This is a genomic window from Bacillus fonticola (assembly GCF_012955605.1).
Taxonomy (GTDB): domain Bacteria; phylum Bacillota; class Bacilli; order Bacillales; family JC228; genus Bacillus_CG; species Bacillus_CG fonticola.
The window spans coordinates 1,613,955-1,626,722 of sequence record NZ_CP052135.1; the positions used below are offsets into that span (position 1 = coordinate 1,613,955).

Here is a 12,768-nt window from a genome sequence, read left to right on the forward strand (position 1 = left end):
ATATTATCTAGCCCCAAATTCTTTCTCAATCCGACCTGTCTTTTCGAGTACAGGAACTTCCACCTTTACCGTATCTGGATATTTAATTCCTGCACCCGTATTTAACACGACAACGGTTTCCCCGTCTTGAATCCACCCGTCCGCTCTTAGACGACGTGCTGCTACAAATGCGGCTGCTCCCTCTGGACAAATAAATGCGCCTTCCATGGAAGCTATCGTTTGCTGTTCCTCTAGAATTGCGTTATCGTCAACGGCTACCGCACATCCCTCTGTTTGATAAATAGCATCCAAAACGAGAAAATCTCCGAGCGCCTTCGGAACATTGATACCAAAAGCAATAGTGGACGAGTCCTCCCAAAAATCGGAATCCTTTCTGTTATCCTGCCAGGCTTTCACGATCGGGGCACATCCGTCCGATTGCACGGCTACTAATCGAGGAAGCGGACCCTCAACCCAACCGAGAGACTGTAATTCTACTAACGCTTTATAAATGCCTATCAATCCGACACCGCCACCAGTCGGGTACAAGAGGACGTCTGGCATTTTCCAGCCCATTTGTTCGGCAATTTCAAGTCCCATTGTCTTTTTGCCTTCGATTCGGTAAGGTTCTTTTAAAGTAGAGGCATCAAACAACTCATATTCCTTTACCGCTTGCCCGACAATCTTTCCTGCATCACTAATTAATCCGTTTACTAAGTATAAGTTTGACCCTGACACAGCACATTCGTTTCTCGTGATTTTCGGGGCATCCACTGGCATGACGATACTCGATTTTATTCCGGCACGGGCCGCGTAAAGCGACCAAGCTGCTCCAGCGTTGCCATTGGTCGGCATCGCCAGCTCCTCAACCCCGAGTTCTTTTGCTTTAGAGACACCAACGGCAGCTCCACGTGCTTTGAACGTGCCTGTTGGAATAATCCCTTCATCCTTCATATATAAGTTCTTAACTGACATATCTTCTCCAATGCTAGGCATCGGCAGTAAAGGCGTCATTCCTTCCCCTAATGTGACGATGTTCTCTTCCTTTTCAACGGGGAGAAGTTCATGATATCTCCATAGGTTTGCATCCCGTCCAACCAATTGCTCCTGCTTAAAATTTTGCTTTAACGCATCTAGGTCGTATTTTACTAATAAAGGCGATCCACACTCACAGAGCTGTTGCTTTTGGCTCACGCTATACTTTTTGTCACACTTTGGACATTCCAGATTAGATACATAACTGAATTTCAACATATAACCCCCTCAACATTGTTTTTCAGAGCTTTCACCGAGTTGTATGAATACTAACATTAGGTTATAGTGAAACCTGCTATAAGTAAAATGAATGATCATTGTTATAATCATTAGCAAAACTTATGACAGGAGCTTTTGAAATGGATCAGCACCTTTTAACATTTGTCACAGTATGTGAAAAGAAAAACTTTACACGGGCAGCTGAGTCTCTTCACCTCACACAATCTGCTGTCAGCTTAGAAATCAAAAACTTAGAGGCAAAATACGGAGTGAAGCTGTTGGACCGTACGAACAAGTATGTTCGCCTGACGAAAGCTGGGGAAATTTTGTACTTTCATGCAAAAGAAATCGTCAACCTTCACGAAAAAGCACAAAGGTTGATTGAAGACCTTTCTTTTACGTCAAGTGGACCTTTAGTAATTGGATCTAGCTATACGTTCGGTGAATATGCACTGCCCCGAATTATTGCAAATTTCGTAAATGAATATCCAAAGGTCACGCCAAGTATAAACATTCGGAATACGAAAAGAGTCATCGACCAAGTTCTACAGCGTGAAATTGATGTTGGTATCATTGAGGGAACAGCCGAGCATCCCGATTTAACGATACACCCATTTGCGCAAGATGAAATGGTCGTGATCGTTCCTCACAATCACAGACTTTCTCAATATAAAGAAATAGATGCAGCTAAATTAGCGTCAGAAACTTGGATACTGCGTGAAAAAGGTTCAGGGACAAGAGAAATGACCGACCGTATCCTCTCTACCATTGGGCTATCTCCTGAATCTGTCATGGAGTTTGGAAGCTCGCAAATCATTAAAGAATCTGTAGAAAGCGGTTTAGGAATATCGGCTATTTCGGAATGGGCCATCCGTAAAGAAGTGACTTATGGAACCCTAATCCCCTTAAGAATTACAGATCAATCTTTCAAAAGAAATATGTACTATGTGACCCACGCCTCCCAATTTCAAACGAAGGCAACAGAGCTTTTTATCGATTTTCTATGTAGCAATGCTGTACCGATTATAGGAGGATAATCGTAAAGTGGCATTTAAGTGGTGATAGGTGCGCTACCATTTTTTCTTACACGCATCTTTTTCTATAGTCGCTTGCGTTGCCGATATGGACGTTGCGTAGTTAGAACTTTTATAAAAGGAGTAGACAATGAAGATTGGTATTATTTCAGACACCCATATGCCTAAACGAGCAAAGCAACTCCCTGAACGATTAGTAGCAGGTATTCATGACGTAGATGTAATTATTCACGCAGGAGATTGGACAAACCTAGACGTTTATCATCAATTATGTGAAATTGCCCCTGTTGAAGGAGTCTTTGGCAATGTGGATTCCCCTGAACTGAAAGCGAAGTTTACAGACAAACTAGTATTGGATTTGAAAGGGTTTAAAATTGGGGTGACACATGGGCACCTGGGAAAAAAGAAAACGACTCCTGCGCGGGCATTGGAAGCATTTGAAACGGAAGAGGTAAACTTAATTATTTTTGGTCATTCTCATATCCCCTACATAGAGCAAAAAGATCATGTTGTCCTGTTTAATCCTGGATCCCCAACGGATAAACGATTTCAGCCGACCTATTCGTATGGAGTGCTCACACTAAATGATCGTTTCTCCATAAAACACTATGATTACGATGATAAAAGTTGAGACTTAAACGACCACCTAGGGGTCGTTTAAGCAATACGTCACCTGGTTCATTCGGGTGGTGATAGATATGGGTTGTCACCTGATTAACTCGCGGTTTTCCCATATTAATTGACGTAAATTTGATTTCGAACCTTCAATGATGAAATGGGGGACATTATATTCTTTCGCAACATCCATGCAACCCCACGTCGCTCGGTGTGAATTGGCTTGTAAGCACAGGAACAACGCATCGGAACGTTTTAAATCAGCGTGAATTCGTTCAGGGGCATACCCGTCGTTGTGAAGAAATTCCGCCCCTGTTTCAAGAACCACTGATTCAAACCACTTTTTCTGACCACCGACTACAACAATGCGAGCTCCTTTCAAGTATTGACTTGGCTTCGATTTCGTCTTCTTTTTCTGGCTCTTGCTTCTTAAGATCGTCTCTCCGTGTGGGACATCATTCTTTTGTTGGTTCGGTTCATACATTCTATGAATTTTTGAAATGCGTGCTATATGGTTTCCATCGGAGACGTTAAATGTACAAGGAAGACCATCGTGTAGTTGATGGATCATCGCATCCTTCCCATGAATTTTGTATTTAGTGCCTGGTTCATTCATTTCCACGCAATAAAAAATATGGTGGTCCCCTAACTCAACATATCCGTCATATTGGTTGATGTCAGAGTAATTGTCGTCCCCTTGGAACAGAAGTTCGATTTCGTAATAGGTTGTTTCTTTTTCACTTTTAATCGGTCGACAGCGAACTTCCGCCTCATGCTGCAAGTTGTGTTCCAAGACCATCGATTCAGTAATTCTGAACGAATCGACGTCCTGCTCAAGTGTAATATAGCCCCCGTGGTCAAGTCGGTAAAATGTCCCTGTATACCAATCGTCTTCCTCAGTTCTATCGTCCGTTTCGTCTTTTCGGTCCTGTTCTTCAGTTGGGGCCACTTCTTTCTGAATGACTTCCTTCGTTTCTACGACATCTGCAACGTTGATGTCGGTTCGTGCATCTTCTAACTTCGTATCCGCAAGTTGCGCCTCGGTTCCCACGTGCTTTTCTAAATGGTCGACAAGGGTGAGCATCTCTTTTACTTGTTGGCGTAACATTTCGCTTGACGAGTCACTAGAGAGTGGGGTACCTCTCAGTTGATTCGTGATTTCGACCACTTCATCGTACAGCAAAGGTACTAAACTTTTAACTAAGTCTTTCGATTGCGGTTTCTGCTGCAATTCACCCTTTATTTTCTCAATTTCTTTCAGTAGCGATTGCGTTTCCTTATCTTTTCTCTTTACTGCCTCTTCTTTGTCTTCTACTTCAGCCTTTAGAGCATAAAGTTGCTTTTGTAGCGCTGTCTTCTCTGCTGACCAGGCGCTCTGTTCCTCTCTCATTTTCTCTTTTTGCTGTTCATACTTACTAGTCACATCTTCTACTTTTTCCTGTTCGGAGTTTACGGAAGCTTCAAGTCTGTTGATTTTGCTAGTTGCTTGCTCTAATTTGATGCTCATCTTCCCGCTTTCACTTTTCTCCTTGGCAAGCATTTCTTCTACTTCTTGCCGTAGCTGAACCTCTTTTTTTATTTTTTTCTCTAGCTTGTGTAGTTTATTTTTTAATTTCTCCTCTTCCTCCGAAGGTAGTGGGTCATGTTCTTTCCCATGGCTTGATTCGTATTCGTCCTCGCTCATCCCCCAACTTCGAAATCTACTTGGTAACTCTTGAATCGTCTGCTCCCATTGTGCGGAATTTTTCGTTTTCCCTGGATGAAAATACAATGCCCAGTAGTAATGCCACGGGCCAAACGTCTTAATTAGCGTACGTTGTTTTGCGAGAAATTGATTCAAGGAATAGTCATCTTCAGCCTCAAGCAGTGGAGAAAGCACCTCTCTCAAAGCGATAAATAGACGTAGCTTCGCATTTTCATTGTCTCGCTTACAATCTTGCATGTACTGATTCAGCTCTTTATGAAAGAGAATTTCGGGAAATGACTTTTTCCCCCTACTGCCAGGGAAAAACTGTAACAAACTTGCGAGATGGCTCTTTTCCTTCGTTGACAGTTCCTTCACCATATGTCGAATTTCCGCCGTTTGAAACGGTAAGGACGCGACTTCTTGAATGCTATTTTTATATGGTAACGTACTCTGACTCCACTCGACGGTATTTTCACTGAATCCTAAATATTTCAATGTTTGCTTAAAGGACATTCACAATCACCCTTTTCATCTTTACTTCTTTAAAGAAACTTACTTCTCTATCGGCAGAGAAAAATCCTTTCAGAAAATTTCATGATTGATGACGTTCAGTTAGTACATGACGGAAAAACTTAGTTGATCTTGTACACCTAGTTTCATTTTATCACTTAACAAACTCTTTATGGATGCTGATTTTTAACGAATGTGAAACAAGAAATTCGTGTGGTAGTTGGACGCCATGCAAAAAAAACAAGCCACTAATCAGGTAGCTTGTCAGAGTACTTTATTTTGCTTGGCCGCGGAAAATGGTTTGAAACAATTACAAAAAAAACTCACCTATTTCAGGCACCGTCCACTACTTCTTTCAAAATTTCATACGACCGTTTTTGTTTGTCTGGATCAAAAATGTAAGACACGGCCATCATTTCATCCACGTTGTATTTTTCCTGAAAATCTGTCAACTGTTGTCGAACGGTATTTTTACTTCCCATCAAGGTAACACTTGCCATTGATGTTGCCATTTGTTCTTCCGTTGGACTCCAAAGATGATCCATGCTTTCAACAGGAGGAAGTAACGGCATTTGCGAACCGCGTACAACATTCAGAAAAAATTGGTGCATCGATGTCGATAATAATTTCGCTTCTTCATCCGTCTCAGCTGCAATCACATTCAAACACACCATCATATATGGTTGGTCCAAATATTTAGATGGCTTGAAACGTGCACGATAAATCGAGATCGCTTCTTCCATATACCTCGGTGCAAAGTGGGAAGCAAATACATACGGAAGACCTAAACTTGCGGCTAAATAAGCAGAGTCAGTGGAAGAACCGAGAATATAAATCGGAATATTCGTCCCCACACCAGGGTAGGCTTTCACATTCGTTTGCTCATCTTCTGGCCCAAAATAGTGAAGAAGCGCCTTGACATCATCAGGGAAAGTATAGACCGAATCGTTTTGGGAGCGTCTAAGAGCACTCGCGGTCACCATATCTGTGCCAGGAGCCCGACCAAGACCTAAGTCGACGCGGTCTGGATAAATCGTGGCCATCGTTCCGAATTGTTCGGCGACGACTAAAGGGGCATGATTCGGCAGCATGATTCCTCCAGACCCAACGCGTATGCGCTCGGTATGCTCTAACGTATGTTTTATTAAAATCGACGTGGCAGAGCTGACAAGCGTCGGCGTATTGTGATGCTCAGCAATCCAATAGCGCGTAAACCCCATCTCCTCCGTCGCCTGCGCAAGATCCACCATCGCATCCACAGCGTGTTTAGAATCCTGCCCCTCGCGAATAGGAGCTAAGTTTAAGACTGAAACAGGTATTTGAATGTTCGCCATTTGTAAGTTCCCTTTCTCTTAGTGAATTGTTATTAGTTTAGCAATTTGGACGGAGGAAGGGAATTTTAATGCTTGTAATAGCTTAGTGCCAATACACTCTCTTATTGTTTCTACTTTAAACAACAAAAGAGTGAAGGCTTTTTCTTTTCGTTACTAAAGTAGTTTATTCTCGAACCGCCAAGCATCCCGGCACATCGCAACAATATCCCTTTTAGCAACCCACCCTAGTTCCCGCTTCGCTTTTGAGGCATCGGCATAGCATGAAGCGATATCACCTGGTCTGCGGTCTGCGATTTCATACGGTACTTTAATTTCGGTAGCTTCTGCAAATGCACTAACCAACTCCAGCACACTAGTCCCCCGGCCGGTTCCCAGGTTATAGATATGGACACCTCCCATGAGATGATCCAGTGCAGCCACATGCCCTTCCGCCACGTCCACCACATGGATATAATCGCGAACACCTGTGCCGTCCACTGTTGGATAGTCATTTCCAAATACTTTCAATTTCTTTAGTTTACCCTTAGCAACTTGAGTTACATACGGCATGAGGTTATTTGGAATTCCGTTAGGTGCCTCACCAATCAAGCCACTTTCATGGGCGCCTACTGGATTGAAATATCTTAGGAGAGATACTGAGAAGGCAGGATTCACCTTTACTATATCGGTTAGAATACGTTCACACATGGCTTTCGTTTCACCGTAAGGATTCGTCGTGGGTAAAAGGTTCATCGTCTCTACAAACGGTACGGTGTTGTCTCCATATACTGCTGCCGAAGAACTAAAGACAAACCGGCTCACGTTATACTTCTGACAAGCTTTGGCGAGGACCATAGTACTTACAAGATTGTTGCAATAGTACTCCAGTGGTTTTTCTACTGACTCACCCACCGCTTTCAGACCGGCAAAATGAATAACACCATTTATCTCATGTTGAGAAAAGATGGCGCCCACTGCTGTTTCATCAGTTACATCTATTTGATAGAAAGTGATTTCAGTATTTGTGATCTGCTTTATTTTGTCTATCGTCTCAGCTTTACTGTTATTTAGATTATCAGCTACAATCACTGAATGTCCCGCTTCCAGTAAAGCAACACAGGTATGTGAACCGATATATCCCGCTCCACCGGTTACTAATATGTTCATCGGTTAGCACCTCCCTTCTTATTAGTTTAATCTATTCAATGCTCTTTCTTCACTTTATAAATTCTGTGATACTGTACTTTTACCTTTTCGAGGAACAAGATTATTCGGTGGGGACAGGCACTGATCCAAACCCTTCCTTCACACTAAGCATATCTTTTTGTATAATGAATCAATTTCATAATTGCTCTTTTTAAAAATACACAAACCGGCAGAATGTTAGTTACTTTAAAATTTTCTTGAGTTGGCCGCTTGAACAGGGATGTTGATTTCCGCTACAGGCGGACGCCCCAATCAACGGTTCGAGAATTAAGAGGAAGCATGAACACAGCCTATAGTTTATGTAGCTTGTTGTTGAGATAAAAGTGCATTGATACGGTCTGCAGCTAGTTTTGATGCATTATTGCGCGTTTTCCAACCCGATGACGAACATTGTTGAGCTGAAAGTATTCCTTTAATAAGTATTGACTCATTCGACAGCAGAACGGTGTTTATGGTGAGCAACCTGGAGCGGAGATCAACAGCCCTGTTAAACAAAGCTACCCTATTTCAAGACTTGGGGAGGTGCTCCTTTTCTTATGCTTGAAAACCCTTGTGCTGCATGGGTCAGATTTGTGAAATTGATTCATAATGAGATATAAATAAGAGAGAAGAGTTTGACACTCCTCTCTGCAACCTCTACCGTTAGGGTGGTGGTTGTCAAACAATATGTACTTTCGTCGAGAACCACCCTTTTGCTTGTGACGGCGTAGGGTGGTTTTCTCGTTCCCTAGGACGTTTTTGAATGTACCGACTGACCTCTAACATGCTTTAACAAAATCGGGACCTATACTCTTTTCTTCCTCCCATAGGTTACCTGACACCGCCGATGCTTTGATTATTATTTATGTTCGACCTACGTAAGGTCATGGCTTCCCAAAGTGCTTCGTCGGTGATGCTTTCCTTCCCTTGTAGGTCTGAAATGGTTCGAGCCAAACGAATCACTTTTACTTGAACTCGATTACTCCAATCCTTGTTTGCAGACCGTTGATGCAGCATGCTTTGTTGACTTGGTGTGAGTGGATTGAGTTCAATTACGTCTTCGAATGACACGGTAGCATTCGTTTCCTCCCTCCCATAACGCTCAGCTTGTAAGCGCCTGGCCTCGATGACTCTATGTCGAATAGTTTTTGACCATTCGTTCGATTCAATCGATTCCTTGTTCATAGAGATAGGTTGGAGGGTTAAAAGGATATCCATACGATCTTTGATAGGGCCTGATACGCGGTTTTGGTAAGCTTGGATTTGCTTTTGACTGCACGTACAATATTGATTTCTTGCTCCTAAAAATCCACATGGGCAAGGGTTCATCGCACCAAGAAGAAGAAAACGAGTGGGGTATGTCACAGTGGATGCAGCTCGACTAATCGTCACTTTTCCTGATTCGATTGGTTGTCTAAGCATGTCCAAAGTACGTTTTGGAAACTCCGCCATTTCGTCTAGGAACAAAACCCCATGATGAGCGAGTGATACTTCACCAGGCTTTGGGTGGGAACCCCCTCCAATTAAGGAAACAGCTGATGACGAATGATGTGGGGAACGAAATGGGGCTCGGTTAACAATTGGGTTTGAATGTCCCGCAAGCTGATAAATACTGATTACCTCTAGTTGACTTTGTTGGGTTAATGCAGGAAAAATGGATGGGAAAGTTTCTGCCAGCAAGCTCTTCCCACAACCAGGCGGACCTGACATCAAGACGTTGTGACCACCTGCTGCAGCGATTTCTAGTGCTCTTTTAGCATGACTATGACCAAGAATGTGATGAAAGTCTCGCTCCCCCGTATACGGTGATGAAGAATTAGATTTTACTGGAACAGGGCTTGTAGGGAGGGTGAAGGACATTTGTCCAGATAGTACCTGAGTGAGTTCACTTAAGGTTTGTATAAAACGAAGTTCAATTCCTTCTAGGTGTGTAAGAGGAAAATCGTGAGTGTAAGGAAGATAGACAGTTTGAATTTTCTCATTCTTTGCCGCTAAAATCGCTGGCAACATCCCTTCAACCGGTCGAATTGAACCATCAAGAGACAAAACACCAAGAAACGCAACATCTTCCGGAATAGGATCGTGAATATATCCGGCTTCTTTCATTATTCCTACAGCCATGGCGACATCGAAGATAGGACTATTTTTCCTCTGTTCGGCAGGCGATAAGTTAATGACCACCTTCTGATCAGGGACCACACAGTCGTTTGCAAACAAAGCAGCCATCACCCGATCCTTTGACTCCTTAACAGCAGCATCTGGTAAACCAACAACTGTCACCCCCTCAACTCCTGGAATTATTTGAACCTCAACATGGACTCTATAACCTTCAAGACCCTTAAGACCAACACTTGTTATCACCGTTGCCATGATTTTAAAACCTCCCCACTAAGGAACATATGTTCTATTCGTTTATAGTAATGGAAAAATGTTCTATTGTCAACACCTTTTTTATTTAAGTATTCCTAAAAAGCAATCGGAATGACCACGCAACACTCCATCAGCTTCTGTCACCCTATCACTTGAATGAATCTATCATGGGTGCTATTACAAACACTGTAATCTTCTGTGAAAAAGGACGGAGTTACGCAGAACTAATGTTCCATTTTTGTGTGATATAAGCGATAAATCCCTGAATTTGATTGTCACCTTTTATCGTCAACTTCTTCAACCTACAGGTGTTAAATAATAGTAAATAGTCCAATCAAACTTACTCCAGCCGTGCTTTGGACCAATTTGCTTTAGGTCTTCTTTTGCAGAAAAAACTCCCACTAAATCTTGACTCAATCCACCGCACTTTTTCTCTTCCTTACAAGAATCTTTTTCTGTATAATGGACATATAATTAAAGAGAGAAGTGCGCTAACACTTCTCCCTGCAACCTCTACCGTCAGGGTGGTGGTTGTCATAAGTTTATTTCTCTTTATGAGAACCACCCTGTTGCTTGTGACGGCGTAGGGTGGTTTTCTCGTTCTCTAGGACGTGTTTGCGTAAAAAATGTGCGGTTATTTCACGCACCATTCCCTTCACAACCTCACGTACGAGTTCAAGAAATGTTTCCATGATTATCACCTCCCCCCGATCCAAATCGGAAAGAAGACTGACAACCAACCACCCTCACAATATTCAGCTGCACATCTATTATACTCTCTTGTATAGAAGATTACTAGAAAAATCAGAAACATACGTTCCCTTTTTGTAAGGCTTCATCAAGTGGTTCTCTATTTATCAATGTCATTCGGTAAAGTCACCAGTTTTAAAGGCTATCAACTAATGTGAAACAATGTCGTGAAACAAGAAAATTCGGTTGATGACAGTGGATTGTGCCCATCATAGGCACCATGACCAAAAATTTTCCGGTACACTCATCCTCATGTATGAATAAACATAGTGAAGTAATAAAAAAAGACCGCGGTAGCATCAACTACACACGGTCAGGTGCAACTTACACGCCGCAAGGGTAGCGGCTAAAGAAATAGTCATCTAACTTTTGGCGGTCAGGGTGGATATTTCTTTTCTGTAATGGCGACAACGATGGCTACGATTGTTCTATGTACACAGCTTATGCCTTAAATATAAGACTTAAAGAAATGCCAAAGATCCTCGCAGTCTGACGCAGCGACAACCCTTCGATTCCTTTTACCTGTCGCAGCACTTCATTTCTTTTTATCTTAGGTAAACTCTTTACTTGTGGAATTTCAATCGTACCAAGCAGTTTTTTGATTTCCAGCCGTGCTTCTTCATCAGATAATCTTTTTTTATCCACTCTTTCATCTAGGCATTTATCATTATTTTTTCTTTCATTAAATTCTTTAAATCTTTCTATAGCAATTGTAGGATGCGTAGAAAACATCCTTAAAATATAATCAAAATCTAGTAAACTGTTAGGATAGGAACTTTTACCATAGTATCCACAACAGCTACTCCACCTCCATTCATCCGCCTGACTAACCATTCCAGCTTTCACTGGATTTTGGTGGATATACCTCACAACTGTCAGTAAATATTTATTATTTTCAACACTTTCACTTTTGAACCGATCCTGAAATAGGTGTCCTATTGTCCTGTACTTCCAGTTGTAGTATCCGACATAGCTCACCCCCATCCGTTTCATAGTAATTGAAATGTCTTCATTGCCCTCTTTTATCAGCAGATGAACATGATTGGTCATCAAGCACCAAGCATATACGTTCAATCCACATTTATTTTTATGTTTTTTGAGAATATCAAGAAACTTTGTCCAGTCCTCATCATCATGGAATATTTCCTGCCTATTAGCTCCTCTCCAAATGATATGATAAATTCCAGTTTTACTTTTTACTCTAGCTCCACGGGGCATCTCTATCACCACTATCCATTAAATTCGTATTACCATTTCCCCACCTTTTTTGTTCTTTGGGGTGATACGGCGTAATGCGACCGCTATCCAAATGGATTCATCTGTGATTTCTCGGCTGCCTTCAAACTCAGAGATTGTTCTTGCCAAGCGATTGATTTTGATTTGAACACGATTGTCCATTGTTTCTTGAACTATATGAGAAAAAAGATCGATGGATGGGTTGCGAAGGTTTATGTAGGGGAAGTAATCCTTGCCCTGACAAATGTTGTATTACCTCATGGATATGTTGAATGACAATACATTCCAGTCCTTGGAACATTTCTAAGGGGATTAGCGAATCAAACGGTAAATAAACTCTCTTGAATCCTAGAGTTTTGGCTGCAATGAGTGCAGGGAGAATTCCTTCTACCTTCTCTACTGTACCGTCCAAAGACAGCGCTCCAATACATACCGTGTCTTCAGAAAATTCCTCCTCCAACTTTCCCTTCTCTTTCAAAATTCCATTGCCATTGCCATTGCCAAATCAAAAAATGGTCCGTTTTACTTTTGCTCTGATGGAGATAGGTTCACAACAATCTTCTGTTCCGACACATCACAACCTAATGTGTGCACTGCTGAGAGCACCCTCTCCTTAGATTCCTTTACAGAAGATCCGGCAGACATTGACTCCTTTCTCTGTGAAACATGCACCTGAACGCGGTAGCCTTCAAGCCCTTTTAAATCGATGCTGGAAACTTTGGTAGTCTATTTAACAAGCCTCTGTAAACGCTAAAATAGATTATTGAGATGAAAAGGTGAAATGAATGTTTATAAATGTGCTTGGAGAAAAAGAAATGGGTGAGTGAAATGATAT

Annotated in this window: 12 protein-coding genes; 2 read left to right on the top strand and 10 right to left on the bottom strand. The window is 42.0% G+C overall.

Translation table 11 applies throughout. The annotated features are described in order from the left end of the window. Positions 1 to 3: 3 nt before the first annotated feature. Positions 4 to 1,230 carry a threonine synthase gene (locus tag HHK01_RS07945; RefSeq protein WP_170008715.1) on the bottom strand — a complete coding sequence of 409 codons (1,227 nt, stop codon included), beginning with the start codon at positions 1,228 to 1,230 and terminating at the stop codon, positions 4 to 6. 143 nt (positions 1,231 to 1,373) lie between these two features. Here HHK01_RS07945 and HHK01_RS07950 point away from each other — a divergent pair, with 143 nt between their 5' ends. Together HHK01_RS07950 and HHK01_RS07955 are read left to right on the top strand one after the other, a co-directional pair. Then, a complete protein-coding gene (locus HHK01_RS07950; RefSeq protein WP_170007288.1) occupies positions 1,374 to 2,270 on the top strand; it encodes a LysR family transcriptional regulator in 897 nt (298 codons plus the stop codon). 127 nt (positions 2,271 to 2,397) lie between these two features. Continuing rightward, on the top strand, positions 2,398 to 2,898 hold the full coding sequence (locus tag HHK01_RS07955; RefSeq protein ID WP_170007289.1) for a metallophosphoesterase family protein: 501 nt from the start codon (positions 2,398 to 2,400) through the stop codon (positions 2,896 to 2,898). 75 nt (positions 2,899 to 2,973) lie between these two features. Here HHK01_RS07955 and HHK01_RS07960 read toward each other — a convergent pair whose 3' ends face one another. The 9 genes from HHK01_RS07960 to HHK01_RS15775 form a co-directional block, all read right to left on the bottom strand. Continuing rightward, positions 2,974 to 5,082, bottom strand: a complete 2,109-nt coding sequence (locus HHK01_RS07960) for a DUF2325 domain-containing protein (RefSeq protein WP_170007290.1) — start codon at positions 5,080 to 5,082, stop codon at positions 2,974 to 2,976. 329 nt (positions 5,083 to 5,411) lie between these two features. Beyond that, positions 5,412 to 6,413 (bottom strand): LLM class flavin-dependent oxidoreductase, encoded by a 1,002-nt coding sequence (locus tag HHK01_RS07965; RefSeq protein WP_170007291.1) that lies wholly within the window; start codon positions 6,411 to 6,413, stop codon positions 5,412 to 5,414. Positions 6,414 to 6,566: 153 nt separating this feature from the next. Further along, a complete protein-coding gene (galE, locus tag HHK01_RS07970) occupies positions 6,567 to 7,559 on the bottom strand; it encodes a UDP-glucose 4-epimerase GalE (RefSeq protein ID WP_170007292.1) in 993 nt (330 codons plus the stop codon). An 849-nt stretch (positions 7,560 to 8,408) separates the two neighbouring features. After that, positions 8,409 to 9,947: a YifB family Mg chelatase-like AAA ATPase gene (locus HHK01_RS07975; RefSeq protein ID WP_170007293.1), complete on the bottom strand. Its 1,539-nt coding sequence runs from the start codon at positions 9,945 to 9,947 to the stop codon at positions 8,409 to 8,411. A 542-nt stretch (positions 9,948 to 10,489) separates the two neighbouring features. Then, entirely contained in the window at positions 10,490 to 10,639 is a 150-nt protein-coding gene (locus tag HHK01_RS07980) for a hypothetical protein (protein WP_170007294.1), read from the bottom strand. Positions 10,640 to 11,138: 499 nt separating this feature from the next. Next, a complete protein-coding gene (locus tag HHK01_RS07985; RefSeq protein WP_228027514.1) occupies positions 11,139 to 11,927 on the bottom strand; it encodes a transposase in 789 nt (262 codons plus the stop codon). A gap of 6 nt (positions 11,928 to 11,933) precedes the next feature. Then, positions 11,934 to 12,062 (bottom strand): hypothetical protein, encoded by a 129-nt coding sequence (locus HHK01_RS15765; protein WP_265575567.1) that lies wholly within the window; start codon positions 12,060 to 12,062, stop codon positions 11,934 to 11,936. After that, positions 12,043 to 12,411: a magnesium chelatase domain-containing protein gene (locus HHK01_RS15770; RefSeq protein ID WP_322619359.1), complete on the bottom strand. Its 369-nt coding sequence runs from the start codon at positions 12,409 to 12,411 to the stop codon at positions 12,043 to 12,045. Before HHK01_RS15770 ends, HHK01_RS15765 begins: the two co-directional genes overlap by 20 nt. A gap of 44 nt (positions 12,412 to 12,455) precedes the next feature. Next, a complete protein-coding gene (locus tag HHK01_RS15775) occupies positions 12,456 to 12,578 on the bottom strand; it encodes a magnesium chelatase domain-containing protein (protein WP_265575532.1) in 123 nt (40 codons plus the stop codon). Between the last annotated feature and the right edge of the window lie 190 nt (positions 12,579 to 12,768).

Excerpts from the sequence above, each read along its gene's own strand:
- HHK01_RS07955 (WP_170007289.1), top strand. The coding sequence starts at position 2,398 with ATGAAGATTGGTATTATTTCAGACACCCATATGCCTAAACGAGCAAAG.
- HHK01_RS07950 (WP_170007288.1), top strand. The coding sequence starts at position 1,374 with ATGGATCAGCACCTTTTAACATTTGTCACAGTATGTGAAAAGAAAAAC.
- HHK01_RS07965 (WP_170007291.1), bottom strand. The coding sequence starts at position 6,413 with ATGGCGAACATTCAAATACCTGTTTCAGTCTTAAACTTAGCTCCTATT.
- galE (WP_170007292.1), bottom strand. The coding sequence starts at position 7,559 with ATGAACATATTAGTAACCGGTGGAGCGGGATATATCGGTTCACATACC.
- HHK01_RS07960 (WP_170007290.1), bottom strand. The coding sequence starts at position 5,082 with ATGTCCTTTAAGCAAACATTGAAATATTTAGGATTCAGTGAAAATACC.
- HHK01_RS15775 (WP_265575532.1), bottom strand. The coding sequence starts at position 12,578 with ATGTCTGCCGGATCTTCTGTAAAGGAATCTAAGGAGAGGGTGCTCTCA.
- HHK01_RS07975 (WP_170007293.1), bottom strand. The coding sequence starts at position 9,947 with ATGGCAACGGTGATAACAAGTGTTGGTCTTAAGGGTCTTGAAGGTTAT.
- HHK01_RS07980 (WP_170007294.1), bottom strand. The coding sequence starts at position 10,639 with ATGGAAACATTTCTTGAACTCGTACGTGAGGTTGTGAAGGGAATGGTG.